Below are 22,845 nucleotides of genomic sequence, written 5' to 3' on the forward strand. Positions count from 1 at the left end.
ATTTTCTGTACTTTCATCTGATTGAGAAGTGCTAGTTTCCTCTACTTTTGAGCCTTTTGATTTTTCTAGGCTGAATACTACCGGAAGATCCATCACCTTTCCAGAATCAGTAATAAAAGAAAGTGTATGATCTGGCTGATTGCCAATTTTATCTTCATTCCACGTGAATGGAAGGGCAATGGAACCAGCTTGCTCAGAAGTTACTTCACTAAATGTAACTACTAATCTGCCATTTTCATTGGAGTATGTACCTGCTAACGTACCGTCATCTGTAGATAGCTCCCCTTCGTTGGCTGATGCTTGTATCTGTTCTGGTAGCTTTATTGAAAAAGCATTTTGCTCGGTTACTTGATCTGGTGTCGTTTGCCAATCAATCATCACCTGACCAGAACTTGTAGGATCGACTTCTATGTTTTCGTCTATCTTCTGCTGTTTGTCGTCCATTAATGTGACTTGTGAAAAAACATCTTCACCAGCAGCTTCTGTGTTAAGTGAACCACCTTGTCCAGAAATAGCTGATTGGAAGATTAAGCAAAAAATCAATAAATAAAGACTAAGCTTTGTCTTCATTGCTTCCCCCTTGTATATAATATTTGCTATACTTTACCAATAAAAAAGTATAATAGAACTGTTGGTAATAATATAACCTCCTAACATTTAAGCATATTTACCTATTTTCAACAAGCCAAAAAACGACATTATATTTAAAAATTCACATCTAAACCATATAATTCGACTAAAAAAGGTGGGGTTACTATCTCTAGAAAAATCATCTATTTCGCAATTATTTTAGGATTGGGATTTGTAACGTATGGCGTTACGTCCATTTATTTAACAGATAAAAAACAAAACGATACTTTATCTTTTGCAAAAGAAATGTTAGACGACCCAAAAACGGAAATTGAGAATTCCGAACAACAAATAAATACAGAAAATAATCTATTCCACCAAGCAGACATTATCGGCGTACTCGAAATTCCAGCCCTTCAAGCTGAAATGCCTGTATTGGAAGGGACGTCAGAGGAACAGCTCTCAAGAGGAGTTGGCCATTACTCGAAAACAGGTATGCCTGGAGACGAAAGGCAAATCCTTCTTGCTGGTCATAGAGAAACAAGTTTTCGAAAAGCAGGTGATTTAAAAGAAGGAGATTACATTAAGCTTCATCTTCCATCTGGCACTTCCACGTACATCATCGATAGTTTCCGTATTGTTAAAGCGGATGACCCAACCGTCATTGAGACGAGTGGGTCTAGGGAATACTTATTGCTATCGACTTGCTATCCATTTCGGTATGTTGGGAATGCACCTGAGAGGTATTTAATTAAGGCAGTGCCGGATTAAGAGTGAATTTGCGTTTTTGCTGATTCTTTAGAATTTTATGCGGAAAATATATATTCCAAACCAACAATAAAATCTGGGTACCTAATCGAAAATGATTAGGTACCCAGATTTTACTTTACATTGTGTTTATTGCATTCTAATAAAGAAAATAGGAGCTAAGGGGGAGCGCGAGCTCACCAATACATTTGAACGGTTCGTGTTACATTATGGCTTTAAATATGAGTTTTGTAATCCAGGGAAAGGAAATGAAAAAGGGCATGTGGAAGCCATGGTGAAATATGTGCGAAATAATTTCCTGTTGCCTGAATGTACCATACTGGACCTTGATCACTTCAACGAGACATTATGGACATTAGCCAAAGAAGACCGAAGTCGTATTCATTATGATAAGGGTATTTTACAAACACACCTTCACTCAGAAGATAAAGATGAGTGGTTGATACCCCCTGTGAAATCTTACGATTGCGTAAGGCATGAAACACTAACCGCAGATAAGTATGGGATGGTCTCGGTAGACCATAAGCTATATTCTACATCACCGCGTTTTGCCCGGCAGAAAGTAAATGTCCATATCACCTATAATTCTGTAGTCATTCTAAATGATCATAACGAGGTGATTGTGAGGCACAACAGATTGTATGGGATAAAGAGAAAGTCGATGATTTGGCAGCCCTATTTAGATTTATTGTCGAGGCGTCCAAGAGCAATCAAATATTCAAGCTTGTATGAGCAGTTTCCACCAGTATGGACGGAATACTTAAACCGTTGCACAGAGCATGAACAGAAAGAAGCCTTACAATTACTCGGGAAACTGTTGAAGAATAACGACTTTGAATTATTGAATCAAGCACTTGAATTGGCCATGGGACATGGTCATCCTAAGGCAGATCACATTAAGCATTGTTTTTACTCGATCATCCAAGGAGACAACAGCTATCAAACCATTAAGCCAACGATGAAAGTTCCTATTGTGCCGGCAGCCACGAGGGGTTTGTCTCACTATGATTCCCTTATGGAGACTGGAGGTCGCATAAAGTGAATCACCAAATAGAAATGTTGGCCAAACGTTTGAAGTTAAGCTGGATTCGAGAGCATTATCAGGAGGTCAAAGCCGATACGAATGAAGAATTCCTTCTGGAATTATTCAAAAAGGAAGTAGAGAATCGGGAAGAAAGAAAAATCAATCTTTTACTTAGTCAGGCTCAACTACCCAAGACGGGTACTCAACGATTTTTGTGGGAGCATATTCAAATCCCACAAGGGATTAGCCGAGAAGCTGCGATGAATGGCGACTTCATCCACGAAAAAGAAAATCTCATTTTATATGGAGGGGTTGGCACGGGAAAAACATATTTGGCAACATTAATTAGCTTAAATGCCATACATAGGTTTGGCAGTAAAGTAAAGTTCTTTACGGTGGCATCTTTGGTGAATCATCTCATTGAGGCCAATCAAAAAGGAGAACTTCAGAAAGTAATGAAGCAGATCAAAAAGCTTGATTTATTAGTGTTAGATGAATTGGGATACATTCCGTTGAATAAAGAAGGAGCAGAACTACTCTTTCAAGTAATATCGATGTGTTATGAAACCAAAAGTATTATCATTACAACAAACTTACAGTTTGGACAGTGGAATCATGTATTCGGAGATCCAATATTAACGGAAGCAGTAATAGACCGACTGATTCATCACTCCCACCTACTTTTATTTACCGGTGAGAGCTTTCGATACAAGGAATCTTTAATTTAATACGTGGAGTGGCAAGTGGCATACATTTTTAACTGCCATTCACTACATTTTTTACTTTCCAAATACATACATTGTTCATATCCCCTGATTTTTTCCTCTTTATTAATGATAATGTTCTTTTCTTTTAGTTATTTGGCCATCGTTTCCAATTTTTCTTTTACAAACTCTCGTACCATGGAATCTAATTGATTTTCTAGTGATTTCTGTCCTATACTAATAGACATAGGTAGGGCATCTCCTCTCGAGTTGATTTGGTCGTTGACTTTGAAGATACCCTACCTCTTTTTATGTCTCAAATGTTTTACACAAACTATCGTACGTCATCCTAAGAAATTATATGGTCTATAATTCCTTATGGGGATCCTAAGAAAACCTAATTATATTTATTATTTCAGTCATTTACATTCAACGTAGAAAGAGAATTGTGAATCGTTTTTTTGTTTACTCATTAAACTGGTCCAGCTGTCTACAAACGTTTTGTCACGGTATTTCTTGTCTATAACAACTTTATCTATTTTAATTTCTTTCATTTTGATCATTGCCTCTGAAAGAGCTTGTATATTATTTTTCTCGATAATCAACCCATTTAATCTGTGTTTAATCAAATCACGAGGCCCATATTTAATATCCTACGCTACGACAGGGCAACCATTGTTTAAACTCTCTAATATAGCTAGCCCGAATCCTTCATATTGACTAGGTAGAAATGAGGCTTTTGCAGAGGCGAAAACACTCTGTGGGTTATCTGTTAACCCCTTTAAGAAAACGCGATCCTCCATATTGTACTTTTGTATCATATCTTGCAGGTTTTCTTTTTGCGGCCCATCACCATAAATATTCAATGTAAACTCTGCTAGTTCTTTACTGGCTAAATTATATGCTTCAATAAGGTGATCAGCTTGTTTAACCTCAATCAGTCTTCCGATGAACACAAAAGCATTCTCCCGACTTCCTTTTCCATCGAATTGCGAGGGTGAAATGGAGTGGGGAATAACGCTGATCTTCTCATTATTAAAAATGAGTTGCGATAAGTCATCCTTTTGTTGATGAGTTAATGTCACTATATGGTCCACATCATCACTATGGTCAACGATATATTGGTATGATGATTTGATGTCTTTAATATCAGCGCTGTTCAAATGCGAACTGTGCAGTATAGCTATCTTCATTAGATCATTTCCAGCCATTTCGCACATCGGTTTATCCAGTAAACGAGCATCATTAATAATAGTAGAACCATCTTCGATAATTTGTTCAAAGCTATACCTAAAAAAGTCCTTCTCGGTTTTAAATTCTAATATTTCACTTTCAATAAAGAAGTTTATGCGAATGAGTTTGTGCTCGTTAGATCCGTCAAATGTTTTATTAAGATACGCCTCTCCAAAATCATCATAACAAATTTCTTCAAGCTTATTTGTTGTACCTTGTTTGTAATTAATTTTCCGATGACAGATTCCGCGACTGTTATATTCAAATCGAGAAAGCCGTATCCGATTGTTAGGATCCATTCGATCAATGAATTTAAGTGAACCATCTTCTCTATCGTAATTTTTATAAAGCACATATTCCCCATTATCAAACAAACGATAGGCTTTATTTTTTGTAATTTCACGTACGACTAAGCCGTTTTCTTCAATTGGGTGTTCTGTTTTTCCACCTGTATATGAACGATTGGAGATGTAGTCATAAATATTAATCATTTGGACGTTTCGAGGGATCATCCCCTCCGTGTAGTACTGGGTTATAGTTTGTCGTAACTATTGTAAAGCTCATATCTGCTTGTTGAACTAATTTTTTCGTTCGATCCAGGAGGGATTTTGTTCGGCCACCAAATTGATTAGGTAGTGTAGATGTGATTACATAATTCATGTAGGGTTATTCCTTTCATCCATAATAAATCGATAGTAGTAGTTTCTTGTGTTAAGAGCATAAAGAATAATGACACGCAAAACTGAATCTATTACTTATTTCCAATCATTTCAAAATACAACCACATACTCAACCTTTTTCTTTTAAAAAAGTAAACGTAATTCCTTGTTATGGAATTACGCCCTATTAATGAGGATCGTTCTTAACATTTTTGCTGCTTTGATATTACAGAATTGCTCCGAGATTGCTGAAGACCGTAGGCTATTTAGCTTAGATTTTATGCTTAATACTTGTTCCTAACTGGACTCGTTATTCAACATATAATTTCCCGTTTAATGTGTAGGGTTCAAGAATGACTTTGTCTGTTGTTCGATTAAGATAGTAAGTATATCTTCTTTCATCACCTTTAATTTTCACATAAACTAACCAGTTTTTATCTCCTGGCAAGTTACCAATAAAAGGGTCAATTTCTTCAAAGCTCTCTTTCGAAATATTCATTTCATTAATTAAATAGCATTCTACTGCTTTTTTTGAAGTTAAGAATTTGAATTGTACATAACCATATCCCACTCCTGTAAATATTAAAACCATTGCACAGACAAGCCATATTTTCCTTAATTTTATCAATCTATTTTAACCCCCTATTTCCAAGAGTTCTTTGTTGAAGAATTGCTATGAAATTCTTTAATATGATCCTTCCAGCACGCAATCAATTCTTTAGGAGTTACATATTCAAAAATGCCTAGATTCTCATTTCACTTAACATATTCATGTTTCCATTCAGTTTCATCCTGATATAAAAGGGTTTAAACCTCTTTGATTTTTTTGCTTAATTTCAAATCCCAAAATGCTTTTACTAACAAAAACAGAACAACAACAATCATAATAAAAGAGATCGTACAGACAATCGTTTCGAAGGGTGAGTACCGAAAAGCATATAGGTACATATCCACCAGGTAGATTTGTGAAGGATCTTGAGTTGATGCAGGTGTGAAAACAACATGATCTTTCCAGTCATCAGAGTATGGCAAATAACTTGCTGTCCAGGATGCTAACCAGAATGTAAAACCAAATATACAGAGTAACGGAATTAATAGAATAGCCTGAAGAGTTGCCTTCATTAGATCATCTCCTTAATACTAGAACTAATTTTGAATCAATTCTCCAAATCTCTTAATTGTCTCATCTCGATCAAACGAGCTATACCAGCGAAAATGATCGGCATCGAGTATTCTGTAATGCTGACTAATGACATTCTGCTGTAAAACATATCTCCCTTTGCTTTCAATTTCTTTCCACCAGACTTTACCTCCCATCGTTTTGTCTACGCGATATTCTATTTTCTTGTGAGCCAGTAACTTGATTACTTCAAGTGGCTCATCACCCAGGACATTTTGCAATACTTCACTTTCACTAAACAGAGAGCATGTGGCGACAGTCACCGTCCAACTTGCAAGCATTCTATTCTTCTCGATCTGAACAAGTGTTTTCTTCGACGTCCCTAAAACCTCTGCCATGATGTCTTGAGAATAGCCTTGTTCTTGCCTGATTAACCTAAGCCTATCTGATACCAACTTTATTAGTTCTTCTTTATTCATTTGCACCACCCTGTTCCCAATTTCATCTTTAGTGTAATTTTACACCATTATAATATTTTTTCAATATTATCCATTAAAAGAATATTTAATAAAAGCGATGCTATAGCAAGCGAATATTTATTTGACTTTGTGCTTTGATTTCTTTAGTTGTTTGCAAAAATTCAGCCACATCTTAACCCTTCTGGGATTAAGATGTGGCTTTTATAAAGTCTAGATTAATTCAATTAAAGCTCCGAGATAATGGAGCAAGACTTAAATTGAAAGACAAACACCAAGCAAGTGGTATCTTTGTTAGAAATATTTACCCATTGTAACCTTCTATAAAGATTAGGAATTTTGCTATCGCAATTCCTATCAAAGAAATGAAAAAGCTGAAGAGTAATATGAATGGTATGGCGCCCGCAATTCCTTTAATAGAACAATAGATGCTACCAAACGCCATTGGGGTAGCAATAACATACATTAAACTAACTTTTCTTACGAAAAACCTCATTATTACACTAATTATTAGCGCTATTAAACCAATATTAAACACATCAATTACTATGGTAATATCCGCCATGAAGACTTCACTCCTGATGAACAAAAAATTAAGCTATATTAGTTCTACACGCCTGGGTTGAATAAGAAGAAAAACAATATCTCAAACTGTTCTCCTCCAAGTCATTAAACTGCTCTAAATACATACAGAGCACTCACCTTTTATTGTGCAATCGCTCCGAGATTGTGGAAGACTTTCTTAGAGAGAAATATTTTTCTACATTCCCCTCATAACTCTTTTTACTTCTCCACATCTTTCACATTGATAAATAGCTTTAGGAGAATCTTGCTCCCAATCCATATGTTTGTATCTGTGTAAACCTATTTTGCATAGTAAAGGCTTATTTGTATGTTCTCTGATAGAAGAGATCAGTATTGCTATAACACCAATTCCTAATAACACTAATGAAATAGTAAAGAATTGTATACCATCTATTACCCAACTAGCCAATAAGAGAAGCACTCCGGCTAGCAAAAGGATTTGACCTAATGACTTCATAGTAAAAAACACCAGCTTTCAAATAGCCTACCTTTTTAAAGATTTGCTCCGAGATTGTTTAATATCAAATCAAACTTCATTTCCCCAATAAATAATACCCAAAAACTGTTGTAATAATCATCTTTCTTTGCTCGTCATTCTGTTACATATTAAAGATTTAATACTGTTTTGTATGTGTCCTTTTTATGGATGAATGATTGTTGACCACCTTCTAGAATAGACACAATATGATTTAAGACTACACTATCGTCTGGATAACCCTTCTTCGATAGCCATCCACGTTTGTTGTCGGATTCTAATATGATTACTTGTTCTGCATCTGCATTAGTTACAATCGTAGCTGAATGTGTCGATACAATAACTTGCCTTTTGTTTTTTATCTTCCTCAAACTTTTCACTAAGTTTTGATAAATGTATAAATTATCTAAATTGTCCTCCGGTTGATCAATTACTAATGGAGTATTATCATTACTATACTCTCCGTAATTGAATATAAATGTTAGTATTGCCACAACTTTTTGACCGAGTGAAAGTTCTTCAATATCTTTCATTTCAACTGCTATAGATGATACTGATTCTTTAGAATTAACATTAAAGAATAGTGAAAATTCATCTACCACTTGTAATAAGGATTCTATACTTGAAATTACTTTATCAATATCCCTGAAGATCCGTTGTTCAATTTGATTATATACCTTCTTAATATTTTTAGAGTTAATATAGTCAAGTTCACCACTTGAAGTATCTGACATGAAATTTTCCAACGAAATTTTTTCTTCAATTTTTTTATGGTCTTTGTTAAGTAATAGCTTTAAAAATGTCAGATAGTCAAATTTCTTGATAGCTTCATAAAGAAAATTTTCTACATCATCCCATGTCAAATAAGTATTGAGAACATTCTTTTTCCCTTTTCCTTCATTTACCTCGTCATAATGTATTTCTAAAACATCAATATAGACAGCAGGGTTCTCAATTTTTGGAGAATGTATAATTTTAATTAATTTTTCATTTGATGAATTGAATTCAACAATAGCTTGGTGAGCAATGTCTTTTCTATCTTCTACTTTTTTTACAATTTCATCTAGATTTTCCCTCAGGTATTTTCTAAAGGTATTTTGGTTTAAAAGGTTTAATTCACTTAATATTGCATTTGAATCACTGAACTTATTACCATTAAGCACAACTTCCTTGATAAATCCACTGATATCTCCAGAGTTAATTCGCTCAATAATGCTATTAATTGAATAACTTTTCTTATAAACTTCATCTAGAATTTCACCTTTAACTTCATCATCTACTATTGTAAACTTTCTGTTTTTATCTACAGTATCAGCTTTATAAAGGGTTACCCAATGTGGTGCTAATGAGTTGCTACCATCACTTTTACTAATAGAATTAACAAGAGCATTTTTAAGAAAGAATTCTTCATTATCTAAATAACTAGACTTTTGACCAGTTTGGGGAAGAAACCTTAATATATAATCATTACCTTTATAAAAAAACACAATGAATATAACTTTATGTTGAGAGATGAATTGCAAGTATCGAATACTACTAAATTCCAAAGTAAAGGCAGTTTCTAAAATATTTAAAACTGTGCTTTTCCCGACACCTCTTCCTCCAATTAAACAATTAAGATCTCTAGAAAAATCGACAATAAAAGGTTTCTTTTTATCTTTTTCATCTGACAAAAAACCCTTTTCAGCCGGTAATACGTACATCCCCTTAATAAATCGATCGTTAAATTGAGGCTTTTCAGTATAAATACAATATTCATAGTTTTTAAATGCTTTCTTCAATGACTTAAAGTTTAAGTTGTTGAATTTTATCCAAGTATTCTTTACCCCTAATTGATTTAAGTTATGAGAATCACCTTCATACAGAAAACAATATTTATTTGCGAGCTTACCTTGAAATTCATTCAGCTTTTCAATAATTGTCCCTTTCTTATTTATATTAGTTAGTCCTAATATGCTTAATTCTTCAGCTCCAAAAAGTGACTTTTTATAAAGATTTGTTCCCAAAAAGTCACTAGTGTTAATATGGGCAATATAAGGAATGCCATTTTGTTCACTTACTTTCTTTACCATATCTAAACAAGATATATATGTACCTTCTTCCTTTGAATGGATATATTTTCCGACGAACTCTTCTACTTCATTAAAGTTATTTTTATCAAAAATAGAAACTAAGTGATAATGATCAGAACAACTTATTTCAATTCCTAAAAATAGCACTATACACTTTTTATCAGAGTCACCTCTAATTCTAGATTTATAATAATCTACAATAGCTGCTTGTAGTTTCTTAAAACCATCAATAGTATTGTGGTCTGATATTACTGCAGCCCTTACATCGACCTCATATAATTTATGGGCGATTAATTGATAAGCAACCACCTCTTTAAAATCTACGAAGTCTGTTCCAAATTCGCTATTGATATTTTGAACTAATTTTGTTTTTTTCTCACTGGAGTTTAACCCAATTATCTCGTTTATAAACTGTTCTGAATATAATCCACGTTCTATTGAGATTGCCAGAACTTCTTTTTCTGCCATTGAGTGATATTTCTTACCTGGAATAAGTTCATAATCAAAAGAGGCAGGTGTATGTATGTGTAACTCTGTTTTTATTAAATGTCCGTATGATATTTTTGTAGAATGAACTGATTCATATACGCTATTTAACAATTGATTATTTATCAACTCTTCAACCCCGTTTAAGTTTTTTAAAACAATCTTTTCGTAAGATTGTTATCTACTTTGATAGAAATAATAAATCAATATTCTATTAGATTTTTATAAATTCCATATAATTCAGGAATTGTATTTTTATTAAAACTACTTCTTTCACCGCTTGGGGCAAAGTCCTTAGTTTCTAGTATTATCACCAGTATAAAGCCATATTAAATTTATCTTCTTCACTACCGATTAACATACAATGAAGCTGATGCCCTTTTATATCGGGTGTAAGTGAATCCCTAATAGTATGCGATACGTCATATGCTATTTCAAGGTCTTTCGCTTTTGGTCCATTAGTTCTTAGAAAAGGAAAATAATCAACTTTTCTTTGATCATAATTTGGAATAGACCCAGATCCAGTTCCTAATTGAACTATTTGAGAAAAGTAATCAAAGTAATTGAACCAACCAATAATGAATGCGCTTTTATGTTTTTTTCCTGCTTTTATATCGTCTACAAGCCAGTCAAAATCTCCTTTGATTTGTTTCCATGGTGTACTATTTGAATTAGTCTTTTTATTTTTAGCATAATAATTCCTTAAAAATTTAATTTCGATTTTAAAGTCTTTATCTTTTATATATATATCCGTTTTAGGTAAATTTCCGCGCTTTTCTTTATTTTCAAAGTATGCCATGTTTTTAAAGGGAAAACCAACTCTAAAAGATAAATCAGTTTCGTTAAACTCATTATTTGCTACTTTCATGAGTTCTTCTCTTGATAAATCTTTAAATTGTTGATTAAATTCATCAATAATAAATAGACAAGTAGAGATTAAATATTGTTCTATTGATGGCTTATTGCTCAAACATATCAACTCCTAAATTGTTTTAATTTATTTAATTCAACAAATAGGAAAATTAACCTCTCATAAATAACCAATAATGGGATTAAATAAAGGAGCACCTTATTCCACAATCCTGCCCGATTGCTTAATACCAATTATTTCAAATAGACTTCACTTTCACAAGTCACTATACTATCTGATCCTCGTTGCATAATAGTTCTAAGGAGATTTTTTAAATAATAAATGCTGAATTGTCAAAAGTATCCCATATTCTTAAGACAGGGTACTTGTTATGATAATCTATGAACCAAGGAGTTACCCATAACTCCTTCCCCCTTGAAATAATATAAAATGATCCAAGCCCCTACACTTTAACGTGTGGGGGCTTGCTGTGTGTGTATTATCTTGGCACTGAGATGTATTCTATGTTCTCGCAGAATGAATATTATACACGAAGTTAAAAGACTAGTTATCATTTTCAATAATTGGTAACTAGTCTAATTTTATTAAGTTAATTTCTACTTATGGATTTTTATATGTCCCTCAACTTGTTAAGTGAATTATTTCTTTAAACCAAATTTTATTAAATAATATTCCTCAATTTCTTATGACTACGTTTTCCATTTTTCAGAATTAAACAAAGGCTAATTTCAAAAAAATTAATTCTAATATCAATAATAATATGAAATCATTCCAATTATGAATATACTATACTTTCTGTAAGTGAGTAATTTTGGTAGTGCTTGAGTACTTTAATCCGAATCCTATACTTCGATCCATACCAATATGCGCCACCCAAACGAGACCCAACGCAAACAATATATTATAATCTAAAATCATGCTTATCATAACGATTAGCCCCGGTAAAATATATGAGTGAACAGTATTGTAAATGATTGACCCGGCTGTATTATTTACTAGATACCCAAGCATAGATAAATCTGGTATTAATAATAGAAAGAAAAATACCCACCAGCTAAGTCCTATTTGGGCATAGAAATAGAGCGATATTATAAATACAATCACTCCTTCACTATTCAATAGTCGTTTATTCAATACCTAAACCTCCTACATAGTTAATGTCTTCTAACAATAAAGGATCAAGAGTTTTAATGAGACTTAAGATTTCCATTACAGGAATTTTTCCGTAATCTTATATACTCGAAAATTTTGTGAAAACAATAGATCAAATCAACGTGTGAAAAGATTCCACTTGCATGTTCATTCCCTCAAACCATAAGGAAGCTAGCATTCTATTAAAAATCTAACTGCCTTATGAGCAGTTAGATTTTTTGTGTTCACATCAGCTCATTCTAATACACAGCGTATGAACATCTCGATCTGTGCTAATAGAAAAAAACTGATAAAATTGATCTTTATACTCAATTTTATCGTGAAGCAAGGATATATCGCTCAAATGAGATGTAAGTCCTTCTCCTGTTGCTTTACAAAGCGACTCTTTTCTCGTCCACAACCAGAGGGTCTTCAAAGATTTTTCTGTTGGCTTTAACTGTTGAAGATATACATGTTCATCATGATGGAAAAATAATGGGTGCTCTATCCCACGCACCACACGATGATCTTCAATATCAACACCTATAGGGCTAAATTGATTTATAGAAATGAGAACAGTTTGCTTAGAATGAGAAACATTAAAGTAATATGGGTTTGACGGAAGCTCAGGTTTTCCTTTGAAACCGTAGGAAAACTTAATGTCAGCAGGTTGATCCTTCGTCTTTTGAGATAAAAGACTACGTAAATGCCCACGTATTAAAATAAACTTCTTCTGATCCAATTTTCGTGTAAAACGACTCGCACGTATATGCTCATCTAAAGAAAGATAAGATGCATATTCTTCAAGTTTGGGTTCTAATGAAACAATTGAAAGCTTATGAACATCAACTTTCTCAATCATTTAAACTCTTGGTTTGATAGGAATGTACTTACGGCGTTTATCCTTTAATAGGAAAGACCAAGTGAATAATAAGACTCCTGCAGATAAAAATGTTCTCATATCAAACCTCCACTTTATTATTTGCAACAATTCCATATTGAAGTTTTTTCATTACTGTATATTTAAAAGGCGTTCGGTCAAGCATTTTCATTTTCCACTTTCGAATAGCACATTCCACGGGTGAAGATGCAGCCAGATTTTGTTCTTGTCGTGCTTGGAAGCCAGAGACAAAAGATATTTGTTGTTTTCGCTTGCTAACAAATTCATCAAAATGTGAAGCTGGAATAGGGCTGTTTTGATAAGCCGACAGCCCCTTAACTACATACGGAGTGAGCTCATAAGCATCTTGCATAGCAATATTAACGCCCTGGCCTAAAATCGGTGAGAGAGTATGGGCAGAGTCACCAATGAGAATAATTCCATCCTTTGCCCATTTGTCCACATGGGCTGTGAAGATTTTCAATAATGTTGTATCTTTCCAAGATGTAATATTATCTTTCATTGGCGTTAAGAGGCGTGGCTCAATGCGGCTAACCTTTTCTATGAACGAGTCTAGACCCTTACTTTTTGTATTAGCGTTGTCACCTAATGAAATATATGTGCCCACTCGCAGGTAATTGGGATAAGTCGGTAAAATAATCACATGGTCATTTTTATAGACTTTAATGAGGTTCCCCTCTTCCCAGTTCAAGGGTTTTGGAACTTTGAACCAAATTAAATCACGGGAGAATTCTTCTTTTTTGACATCATACTCAGCTAATGAACGGAGTTGGCTAAAACGGCCTTCTGCTCCGATAACCAATTTGCTATGTATCTTCTTTATTTCTCCCTCATGCTTGTACTGAACACCCACCACTTTTCCATTTTCCTTTATCAGATCTGTACAATTGGCTCCGTTAATATATTGAAAAGAGGGGTACTTCATTGCTTGTCGTTTAATGGCTTCAAGGACTACAGGTTGCGGCATGTCAATTCCGTACTTTTGAGGATGGTTAAATCGATTAAAGTCTACATTAAAAAGATTTTTTTCTTGGTCGTACATTTTAATTTTATTGACCTTAATAAACCCATGCTTTTCTAGTTCTTGATAAACTCCTAGCATTTTCAGGATATAAACGGATCCAGGAGCAATGGTTTCTCCTCGAAAGTCTCTTTTCAAAGAATTGTTCTTTTCGAGAACCACAACGTTAATATTTTCTCTTGCTAAAAGGAGTCCCATTAACATCCCGGCTGGACCTCCACCTACAATGGTGACATCATTTTTCACGATTCTACTCCCTCCTGCAGGTAAAATACTAATTGTCCTCTGGCTACTTTCTTGTTATCTTTTGCTTTACGAATCGTTGCCTGTGCAGTATGGTACGAGCCGACTTTCTTAACAATCTTCACTTTAGCTAGGAGCTCATCTCCAGGCTCTGACACGGATAAAAAAGTGAAATTCTCAGTCTTAACCAGATATCCTTCCAACGGGTTTGTTTCACTCTGCATTAGCATCGTTAGGAGTAGACTTGATTGGGCAGCCATTTCAATCACCAACACACCTGGCATAACTGGATTATTTGGAAAATGTCCGGAAAAGAATGATTCGTTATGAGCTAGCAGTTTACTGCAAATAATTGATTCTCCATCAAAATCCACAATTTTATCTACGAAAAGAAAAGGAGGTTTCTGTAGAAGCATTTCCATTGGTCTTAAAGTCATCAAATCATCTTGCTTTAGTATCGTTTTCATTGAGAAATCATTCCTTATACTAAGACTTTTAGTCTGGCTTTAATTTCTTCGTGTTTAAATAAATCAAGTAGATAGTTAGACTCTATTTTCATCTGTGATTCTAATTCAATTGCTGCACGTTCTTTAAGTAATTTTTTTGTTGCTGCAATTGCTGGGGAGTAGCCTTCAGAAACCTTTTTTAGATATTGGTTTAGCAATTCATGCAATTCTTTTTTGTTATCGGCCAATTCATGAACAAGACCTAATTGCAGGGCTTGCTCAGGTTGGATGAGTTCACCATTAATCAGTATTTCAAATGTTTTTTCAACTCCCATTATTCGTGGGAGCAAATAACTCGCACCTAAATCAGGAGACATGCCCATTTGGTGGAAATTTTCCAGAAACTTTGCCCTTCGAAGGGAGATTCTTCGATCACATGCAAGCATAATGTTAAAGCCCCCTCCGTAGGCATAGCCGTTTATTAAGGCAACTGTCACTTTTGGAGAGCGAAAAATGGATAACACACATTGATTAAGAATTTCTAATATTTCCACCAAATTTTCGGATCCATCTTCTCCTACACATGTCAATAAGTCTTCTGGTCTTGGACCACTGCTAAAAAACGCACGGTGTTTACTTTCAAACACGATCGCATTAATATTAGTATCCTGGTTCGCCAACCTTATATGCTCTAACAAAGATGTAGCCATTTTTAAATCGAGGCCATTCTTTTTTTCCGGATAATCCATTGATAAATAGATAGTTTTTTCTTCTTTTCTCGCTTCAATACACATGTTCTCCACCTACACTGAAACTTTTTGATTTGCTGTTTTTTCAATCTTTTTCCAAAGCTTATATCCTGATAAAATGACAGAGACCACGCCGCCACCTGGATCGGTCCATTGTCCGGAAATGTATAGCCCTTTAATTGGCGTTTCATGCTGTGGCTTCCCTGTCATTTGATTATTGTTTTGTTCCCATCCATAAATGGACCCGTAGCTGTTATTCGTATAATGTTCCATAGTTAGAGGAGTACCTGATTCTACATGCTCAATATGATCACGAAGATTCGGAATCGCTCGTTCGGCCATTTTAATCAAACGATCCTGATATGCCTCTTTTTGCTCCTTCCAACCACCCTCAATATTGTAGGGAACTAGTGTAGTCAACACAGCTGTATGCTTTCCTTCTGGTGCCAAAGAGGGGTCGGCCAGTGTCGGTGTTGAAATCGCTAAACCACTCAAACCTTCTGGACCTAACTCGTTTAAGCGATTATGTTTGTCCATAAATTGGTCATAATTATAGTCATTATAAATGAATGTTTCATGAGATATATTGTATTGCTCTAAAGGTAGATCAACTCCGAGAAACACTTCAAATGCTGATATGGATGGCTTAAGCTTCGCGATTCGTTTGTTGTACCGTACTGGAAAATTCTCTTCTCCAACAAGGTTGTGTACCATTTTTAAAAAGTCACCATTGCACACGATCATAGGTGCTTCCACGTACTCTCCAGTTTGTAAATGAACTCCTTTTACTCGCTTCTCTTCGACTTCAATTTTTAATACTTCATTTCGTAGACACACTTCCCCGTCTAGTGATTGAATTCGCTTTACAAATACATCTGCTAGTTTTTGAAAACTCCCTTTTGAGTAATAAATGTCTTCTTTGAAATAACTCATAATCGCATAAGCGAAAAACATCGCTCCTCCTTGAGTAGGCGGAGTGCCGTAGTAAGCCCATAAAGCTGAAAAAGAATAAATAGCTTTTGGATCTTGTAAAAAAGATGATGTAAGTTCATGGAAGGTCTTATTTCTGTATTTAAGCATGTATGGGTTTGACAGAACTTTCATAGGATCTCCTGAATGTAAAAGCATGAGCGTTACTTCATATAATTGTTCCATTTCATGAACCAAAGCTTTTATATTTTCACTTTCATGAGGAAATTGTTCGCAATAAGCTTGGATCAACCCATCGACTGTTCTCGAAACTTCAATTTTTCGATCAGGATAATATGCTGTATAAATTTCATCCAATTTGATGAAATCCATCTCGTCAGCTACGCCAGCTTTTTCAAGTAACTCATCGAGCAAGCCTCCATCCTTTGCCCCAGCTGCAATTCGCACCGCAGAATCAAAAGTGAATTTCTTTCGTCGAAAGGAATGAGCATACCCTCCAGCTCGATAGTGGCGTTCTAACACTAAAACAGAGTACCCTTCTTGTACCAGAAAGGTTGCTGCGCTCAACCCTCCCATACCTGCGCCGATTACGATGACATCATACTTAGACTTTTTTGGTCGTCTTGCCATTGTTTTTCCTCCCAATTCTCTAAATTAGTTTTTACTTCATTTAAAAACTCTGCTGCTAAAGCACCATCAATTGCACGATGGTCAAAGGTCATACTTAGAGGCATAATTGATGTGACGATAATTGCTCCATCTTTAATGACTGGTTTTTCGATGATGCCCCCAATTCCAAAACAAATTGTGTTGGACGTAATCGGGTATATCTGTTGAACAGGTAAATGACCTAAGGAAGTTACTGTAAAGCTACCTTGTGTTCTTAAGCGCTCGTCTGGATTATTTAAAATTTGTTTATAGATGATTCTACCCAGCCAAACAGGCAAGCTCTGGAGCTTACGTACCGATTCAAAAGATTCTCCTGTTTCAAAGGGCATTTTTTTCATCCGATCGATGTGTTCCTGAATCGTTTGAAGCGACTTTTCATTAGAATCCTCAATTACATTCGATACGACAATTTGCTGATTTCCCAATTGCTTATTGATCGTAAATTTTGCATGAACTTGATCGTACGAAATATATTTCGGATGCCACTTTCCATGGACACTTGTGTTTACTTCAGGAAATTTCTCAATAGCTTTAGAAATAGCTGAAATTACATAGCTTACATAACTAATAGAGATGTTATTTTGTTTGTAACTTGCTCTCGATTTTTTGAGTTCTGATGCCTCTACATCCATATTCAAATAAATCGCCTGGACCTCACGTGCCTGTTCAAGAAAATGAAAGGTATGCTTACGTGCAGAAGGCAACCCTTGTTTTTTAATGGTCATATTTTTCTGCCTCTATTAAATTAACAATGTCCTGAATGGTTTCCACATTAAGAAATTGCTCCATACTAAGACGAACATTAAACTCAGCTTCTAAACTTGTGAACATACGTAGTGTATTCACTGAATCCCATTCATCGTTTTCTTCTTTACTAAATTCCATGGATAAGTCGCTTTCTTCACATTCTAGTATTTCGGCCACAACTTCAATAATCGATTGTTGTACACTGGTAATCACGCTATACGCTCATCCCTTCCTCGGATGCTGTAAGTTGAATCCATTCCACTTTTTCAATTTCCTTCTTGAATAGATACAACCAGCAAGTAGAATTCTCGCCATAGTCCACCAACTCAAATCCATTATTCTGATAAAAATCTGAGACCAATTTATTTTTTTTGCTTGGTTTATAATTCCCAATAACCTCAGATACACCTTGTAATTTTGCGTTTTCTAAGATAACTCGCAGTACTTCGCATTCTACACTTCGCTGGAAAACTCGACAGCTCATAATAAAATTCTCAATCAACCACCTATGCTCTTCTTTTTTCACATGGACATAGCCAACAATACCGTTATCTCCAAACTTATCTTTTAAGCGAAACCCATATATACTACTGCTTTCACTGTTCGAGATACCTACTACTTCGCTTTCGGTAAGCCGTGTTGTTGTCATATTAAATTGATTTGTTCGTTGTGATAGTTGAGCAATTCTAGGAACATGACTTGAAAGGATTTCAAATACGTCCAGTTCCATCTCCAGCTGCAGAAGGTACTCTTCAATAGAATCGGAGTCTTCTTTTAGCTCTTCTCTTTTCGCAATTTGTTTATATTTCTCTAATCTTTTATGATCTTCGTCTGTTGAGTTCATTGTATTGAAATAACCTTCCATCAAAAGGTCCTGAATATAGAGACTAGGGTCTTGTGACAAGGGGATAACCGTTACCTCTGGTAGTTGGCTGGAAACTAGTTCTCTTTCAAATGGATTGTCATCCACAAAAACTATGCTATCTTTTCCAAGGTTTAAGCGACTCGCCATGTTAGCAAGACTCTCTGATTTTGGCCCCCAGTTGCAAGAAATTTGAACAAAATCCTCTTCATCAAGAACCATGTCATCATGAGAAATAAAAACATCTTTTACATTGTCCCAATCGTTTTTGCTTACAATAGTTAAAAGAATCCCCTGCGCTTGTAACCGTTTAATTACTTGTTGAAAGGCATAAAACTGGTTTCCTGGGAAAGTCTTTGAAAGCTGAATCCCATGCACCCCGTCATCTCCAATTATTCCGCCCCAAAGTGTTTGATCTAAATCTAAAGCAAGAACCTTTTGTGATAATCCTTTAATAGAAGCAATAATGGAAGCTATCTCTTTCGAAATTACTTGCCATACATTTGATGTATAGCTCATCGAAGCATAATGCTTCATGCGGGGATCCCGGGTTTCCTGCACGTCTTGAGTGAGAACTTCAAAGTCTAAGACAATCACATTTTCTAAAGTAGTATGAAGATTTAATAGATCTTGGTTGAACCGTCTCCAAAGCATACTTACTTTCTGCTTTTCCCTATAATTTGTCACAGCTTTCCAATCGTATAAAGGCAAGGGGATGGTATGAAGAACAATGGTCGTTGCCACTCGAGTGGTGTAAATTGTTAATACCTTTTTAATCTCTTCGAAGGCTTCTTCAAGAGCGAATGATAAAGTCTCGGTTGACCATCCACTATCGCCAAAATGCTTATAAATAATAGATTCATCTAGTGAGCAAACCGTAACATCTGGATCAAAGTGTTCTAAGTCGCTTTCAGGTTTGAGCATAAGCAAATTCCATTGGTTATATCCACCCATTAATGATTGGATATGTAAGTTTCTTTTTAAAGCCTCATACCTTGTTATGTTGTCCAGACCTTGAATAGTGTGACTCCCGACGAATGCAACCTTCGCTTGAACGCCACCACTATCTATCTTCTCAAGTAACTTACCAGCTTTTTCTTGGCCTGCGAATGTGGAGATTTGGTGTAGTAAATGATTTACGTCATTGTCATTTATCTTCGTTAGCTCTCTCAGCTTTTTTAGTGCTTCCTTTTCAGTCATTGAGAGTGGCCCTCTTTATAAATAAGTGTAATTCCAGTCTTTATCCACTTTGAAGATTCAATTGCTACACCAACAACCTTGTCACCATAGGATAAATTGTTTTGTAATTTTTTGATTTGCAAATATGGTAATGCATTTCCATTGTTGCCGGTATCCTGTACACAATTAATTGTAGAGTCTAAGTTCAGTCCAAGGGATTCTATGATCTTTTTGGTCATATTCCATCCAAGCTGGGGAGGTAAGTAATATTTAACATCCTCATAAGTCCAATCCATATCGGTTAGTAATTCCTCTAATACTTCCTTTGTCATGATTGGTACGGATGTTTCAATAGCTTTATAATCTTCATTTGCTGATTGGAATTGCTTACGGATGTCTCTTTTACTAAGATCTTGAATATTTTCCGGAATAGAACCAAACCAATTCATAATCTGACCAGGTTTTTTGCCTAATCCTTCAAAATAATTTTGGATATGTATAATTTCTAATCCGTCTCGATCTTCGTTAGTTAATATAACGGCACCTGCTCCGTCTCCAAAAAGAGCATAATTAATCAGTTCTGAAGAACGAAGCTTTTTGAAATCCCTCTGCAAGTCCATGTATTTATTGCAGACATCCCCCCCGATAACGAGTGCATGACGAAGGGTACCTGAGGCTAAAAATTGAGTTGCCACATCCATTCCCTGGAGAGCGCCAGAGCAGCCAGCTTGAATTTGGTAAGTACGAACATGTGATATCCCTAATCGGTCTGCTATGAGATTTACGGTTGATGGCATTAAATGGTCAGGAGTGGCCGTTGAAAGAACGATGATATCGATATCTGTTTTCTCAATACCAGCATCTTCTATAGCTCGCTCTGCAGCCATAGTGGAAATGTCAGTCAAATCGAAATTAACAGTACGTTCTTTAAAGTTAACTGCAAAATAACGTGAAGTATTTCCTATCATGAGATCTATCCAATCTTTACGAATGGAAAGAACCTCCTCCATTTGGTCGTTGGTTACGGGATCCCCTGGCAAACATTCTCCAAAACCCACCATCCGAACTGCTTTATGTGCCTTATATTCCTGTTTCAATTCCTGCGCCAACATGGACATTTTCTCCTCCCATTAATTCACTCGGACCATCAATCAAAATTCCTAAAGCTGGAATGTATTCTTCTAGAGTGGGAAGCTTCGGTTTGAGACTGAATATTTCGACTTTATTTTTCATACTTTTCTTTTCTACTTTTTCAAACTCGTTATTGTAGTATCCAAAAGTCATTGCATTTACATTTAATTTGAAAGCACCTAGTTCTCTCGACATACATTTCATTAATGAAAGTTTTGCCTGATTTAAGATCGGTGAGCTTGAATACCCTGCGTAATAAAGTGGATCATAAAAAAGTGGAAAGATAACTTTTCCCTTTTTCGGCTTCACCATCTGACCAATGACGACTTTGTTTACGACATAGATTTGGTTAAGTGTATCAACTATGATTTGGTTAAGTTTTAATGGATCTTGATCAAAAATAACCTCTTCATCTAGCATCTCATTTCCATGAATAAGTGAATCAATTGGATTCCCTTCTAGCGCATCTAGTAATTTTTCTCGTAAAATTCGTTCCTCAACGTTATCTATGTAGATTGCTTTATGGTCTGGGTTTAATAATGCATAATGTTCATACACTTTTTTATCGTAAAAGAGAAGGAGACATTCATATCCTCTGTTTTCAAAATGAGATGCAATCAATTGATTAACTTTTTCTTCTCCGTTCGTTATAAGTACATATTTAGTTGTCATCTTTTCCACCTACCTTAAAAATCCTCCGTCCACTTTTAGGACGGTATCGGTTACATAATCACTTAAATCGCTTGAAAGATAAACAACGTTTCTTGCAACTTCTTCAGTTGTTCCTAACTTTCTCGCATTTGTAAAACGAAGAAAATTAGAAAGTTTTTCTTCTGGTACATGATGAATCATTTCCGTTTCAATCATTCCAGGAGCAATTGCATTTATTGAAATACCTTTTGAGTGATACTTACGAGCAAGAAGCCTTGTTAATCCAATAATAGCGCCTTTTGATGCGCCGTAATTCGTCTGGGCTTCTCGTCCAGCAACCCCAGTTACAGATACGACATTAACGATTTTGCCTTTTTGTTGCTGCTCCATAAATGGCAGCACAGCTTGGCAAAAATACAGCGAGCCAGAGAAATTTGTGGAAATAACCTGGTTCCAATCTTTTTTTTCCATTTTAAAAATGAACTGATCTCGGTTGATCCCTGCATTGTTGACAAGGATATCGATCTTGCCATACATGTCAGTTACTTGTTCTATGGTAGATTGCACAAATGTTTGGTCGCTAACAGACCCCTTAATATAATGAACAGTTTGGCCATCTGCATTTAATTCTGCCTCTATTTCTGTTGCTGCAGTATCATTGTTTGCATAAATACCAATAACAAAAGCACCTTGCCTCACAAACGTCTGAACAATCTCTTTTCCAATTCCCCGAGTTGCGCCTGTCACCACGGCTATTTTATCTTTTAAAAGCATGCTCTCCCCACTTTCAATTTATGATGGGGAGCACAGCATAAAGGCTGCGCCCCATCGTGTTATTAGCTGTTTACAGTTGCTTTTAACTGACTTTCGACAAAATTAGAAAGTGTCGCAACTGAATAAAAATGCTGACGAATTTCTTCTTCTTCCAGCACTTGTAGAAGAATCCCAAACTCGGCTTCTACACCAGAAACAACGTCAAGCGCTTCAACTGAATCTAATCCCAGACCATCACCAAAAAGTGGTTCGTCGTCTTCAATTTCATCAGCTTCAATATCTTCCAATTCTAATCTTTCAATCAAAATGTTCACCTTAATGATTTCTTTAATCTCATTTAATGTTTTCATAATAAGAAAACCTCCAAA

26 protein-coding genes and 1 pseudogene are annotated in these 22,845 nt (G+C 35.3%); 4 read left to right on the top strand and 23 right to left on the bottom strand.

The window, feature by feature from the left end:
- The coding region (locus Q4550_RS15760) for a hypothetical protein (protein ID WP_303534368.1) at positions 1-570 on the bottom strand (570 nt) is incomplete at its 3' end.
- 225 nt (positions 571-795) lie between these two features.
- On the opposite strand from Q4550_RS15760, the gene Q4550_RS15765 reads away from it, so the two are divergent.
- The 4 genes and pseudogenes from Q4550_RS15765 (at position 796) to istB (ending at position 3,090) form a co-directional block, all read left to right on the top strand.
- Positions 796-1,341: a sortase gene (locus Q4550_RS15765; RefSeq protein ID WP_303534370.1), complete on the top strand. Its 546-nt coding sequence runs from the start codon at positions 796-798 to the stop codon at positions 1,339-1,341.
- Between the two features lie 268 nt (positions 1,342-1,609).
- A pseudogene (locus Q4550_RS25185) lies at positions 1,610-1,975 on the top strand (Mu transposase domain-containing protein); the annotation flags it as partial.
- A 24-nt stretch (positions 1,976-1,999) separates the two neighbouring features.
- Positions 2,000-2,380, top strand: coding sequence for a hypothetical protein (locus Q4550_RS15770; protein ID WP_303534372.1), 381 nt, complete (start codon positions 2,000-2,002; stop codon positions 2,378-2,380).
- Positions 2,377-3,090 (top strand): IS21-like element helper ATPase IstB, encoded by a 714-nt coding sequence (gene istB / locus Q4550_RS15775; protein ID WP_303534373.1) that lies wholly within the window; start codon positions 2,377-2,379, stop codon positions 3,088-3,090. Before Q4550_RS15770 ends, istB begins: the two co-directional genes overlap by 4 nt.
- A 629-nt stretch (positions 3,091-3,719) precedes the next feature.
- Here the strand turns inward: istB and Q4550_RS15780 are convergent.
- From Q4550_RS15780 to Q4550_RS15885, 22 genes are all read right to left on the bottom strand, one after another.
- Complete coding sequence (locus tag Q4550_RS15780) at positions 3,720-4,790, bottom strand: glycosyltransferase (protein WP_303534374.1); 1,071 nt, start codon at positions 4,788-4,790, stop codon at positions 3,720-3,722.
- Complete coding sequence (locus tag Q4550_RS15785) at positions 4,783-4,959, bottom strand: hypothetical protein (RefSeq protein WP_303534376.1); 177 nt, start codon at positions 4,957-4,959, stop codon at positions 4,783-4,785. The genes Q4550_RS15780 and Q4550_RS15785 overlap by 8 nt, the downstream gene beginning before the upstream one ends.
- Before the next feature lie 309 nt (positions 4,960-5,268).
- Positions 5,269-5,586 (bottom strand): hypothetical protein, encoded by a 318-nt coding sequence (locus Q4550_RS15790; protein WP_303534380.1) that lies wholly within the window; start codon positions 5,584-5,586, stop codon positions 5,269-5,271.
- A gap of 179 nt (positions 5,587-5,765) precedes the next feature.
- Positions 5,766-6,080 carry a DUF4306 domain-containing protein gene (locus Q4550_RS15795; protein ID WP_303534384.1) on the bottom strand — a complete coding sequence of 105 codons (315 nt, stop codon included), beginning with the start codon at positions 6,078-6,080 and terminating at the stop codon, positions 5,766-5,768.
- A gap of 24 nt (positions 6,081-6,104) precedes the next feature.
- On the bottom strand, positions 6,105-6,557 hold the full coding sequence (locus Q4550_RS15800; RefSeq protein WP_303534386.1) for a helix-turn-helix domain-containing protein: 453 nt from the start codon (positions 6,555-6,557) through the stop codon (positions 6,105-6,107).
- 301 nt (positions 6,558-6,858) lie between these two features.
- Positions 6,859-7,119, bottom strand: coding sequence for a hypothetical protein (locus Q4550_RS15805; protein ID WP_160920851.1), 261 nt, complete (start codon positions 7,117-7,119; stop codon positions 6,859-6,861).
- Positions 7,120-7,314: 195 nt separating this feature from the next.
- Positions 7,315-7,596 (bottom strand): hypothetical protein, encoded by a 282-nt coding sequence (locus Q4550_RS15810; protein ID WP_303534389.1) that lies wholly within the window; start codon positions 7,594-7,596, stop codon positions 7,315-7,317.
- 149 nt (positions 7,597-7,745) lie between these two features.
- Complete coding sequence (locus Q4550_RS15815) at positions 7,746-10,301, bottom strand: Spaf_1101 family AAA-like ATPase (protein ID WP_303534391.1); 2,556 nt, start codon at positions 10,299-10,301, stop codon at positions 7,746-7,748.
- 181 nt (positions 10,302-10,482) lie between these two features.
- Entirely contained in the window at positions 10,483-11,142 is a 660-nt protein-coding gene (locus Q4550_RS15820; protein WP_303534393.1) for a hypothetical protein, read from the bottom strand.
- A gap of 687 nt (positions 11,143-11,829) precedes the next feature.
- Complete coding sequence (locus Q4550_RS15825) at positions 11,830-12,177, bottom strand: DUF4260 domain-containing protein (protein ID WP_303534395.1); 348 nt, start codon at positions 12,175-12,177, stop codon at positions 11,830-11,832.
- Between the two features lie 247 nt (positions 12,178-12,424).
- Positions 12,425-13,036, bottom strand: coding sequence for a 4'-phosphopantetheinyl transferase family protein (locus Q4550_RS15830; RefSeq protein WP_303534397.1), 612 nt, complete (start codon positions 13,034-13,036; stop codon positions 12,425-12,427).
- Positions 13,037-13,136: 100 nt separating this feature from the next.
- Positions 13,137-14,342 carry an FAD-dependent oxidoreductase gene (locus Q4550_RS15835; protein WP_303534400.1) on the bottom strand — a complete coding sequence of 402 codons (1,206 nt, stop codon included), beginning with the start codon at positions 14,340-14,342 and terminating at the stop codon, positions 13,137-13,139.
- Positions 14,339-14,806: a 3-hydroxyacyl-ACP dehydratase FabZ family protein gene (locus tag Q4550_RS15840; protein WP_303534403.1), complete on the bottom strand. Its 468-nt coding sequence runs from the start codon at positions 14,804-14,806 to the stop codon at positions 14,339-14,341. Before Q4550_RS15840 ends, Q4550_RS15835 begins: the two co-directional genes overlap by 4 nt.
- A gap of 14 nt (positions 14,807-14,820) precedes the next feature.
- Positions 14,821-15,579 carry an enoyl-CoA hydratase/isomerase family protein gene (locus Q4550_RS15845; protein WP_303534405.1) on the bottom strand — a complete coding sequence of 253 codons (759 nt, stop codon included), beginning with the start codon at positions 15,577-15,579 and terminating at the stop codon, positions 14,821-14,823.
- A 9-nt stretch (positions 15,580-15,588) separates the two neighbouring features.
- The gene (locus tag Q4550_RS15850; RefSeq protein WP_303534408.1) at positions 15,589-17,094 is read right to left on the bottom strand and encodes a phytoene desaturase family protein; all 1,506 of its coding nucleotides are present in this window, start codon (positions 17,092-17,094) and stop codon (positions 15,589-15,591) included.
- Positions 17,052-17,858, bottom strand: coding sequence for a 2-oxo acid dehydrogenase subunit E2 (locus Q4550_RS15855; protein WP_303534411.1), 807 nt, complete (start codon positions 17,856-17,858; stop codon positions 17,052-17,054). The genes Q4550_RS15850 and Q4550_RS15855 overlap by 43 nt, the downstream gene beginning before the upstream one ends.
- Positions 17,848-18,093 (bottom strand): acyl carrier protein, encoded by a 246-nt coding sequence (locus Q4550_RS15860; protein ID WP_303534414.1) that lies wholly within the window; start codon positions 18,091-18,093, stop codon positions 17,848-17,850. Before Q4550_RS15860 ends, Q4550_RS15855 begins: the two co-directional genes overlap by 11 nt.
- Before the next feature lies 1 nt (position 18,094).
- The gene (locus Q4550_RS15865; RefSeq protein WP_303534417.1) at positions 18,095-19,942 is read right to left on the bottom strand and encodes an HAD-IIIC family phosphatase; all 1,848 of its coding nucleotides are present in this window, start codon (positions 19,940-19,942) and stop codon (positions 18,095-18,097) included.
- Complete coding sequence (locus Q4550_RS15870; RefSeq protein WP_303534419.1) at positions 19,939-21,039, bottom strand: beta-ketoacyl-[acyl-carrier-protein] synthase family protein; 1,101 nt, start codon at positions 21,037-21,039, stop codon at positions 19,939-19,941. The genes Q4550_RS15865 and Q4550_RS15870 overlap by 4 nt, the downstream gene beginning before the upstream one ends.
- The gene (locus Q4550_RS15875; protein ID WP_303534422.1) at positions 21,002-21,724 is read right to left on the bottom strand and encodes a Rossmann-fold NAD(P)-binding domain-containing protein; all 723 of its coding nucleotides are present in this window, start codon (positions 21,722-21,724) and stop codon (positions 21,002-21,004) included. Before Q4550_RS15875 ends, Q4550_RS15870 begins: the two co-directional genes overlap by 38 nt.
- A gap of 9 nt (positions 21,725-21,733) precedes the next feature.
- Entirely contained in the window at positions 21,734-22,477 is a 744-nt protein-coding gene (locus Q4550_RS15880; protein WP_303534425.1) for an SDR family NAD(P)-dependent oxidoreductase, read from the bottom strand.
- 62 nt (positions 22,478-22,539) lie between these two features.
- Positions 22,540-22,827, bottom strand: coding sequence for a phosphopantetheine-binding protein (locus Q4550_RS15885; protein WP_303534428.1), 288 nt, complete (start codon positions 22,825-22,827; stop codon positions 22,540-22,542).
- Between the last annotated feature and the right edge of the window lie 18 nt (positions 22,828-22,845).

Origin of the sequence: Anaerobacillus sp. 1_MG-2023 (genome assembly GCF_030547345.1) — a bacterium.
GTDB classification, from domain to species: Bacteria; Bacillota; Bacilli; order Bacillales; family Guptibacillaceae; genus Guptibacillus; species Guptibacillus hwajinpoensis_B.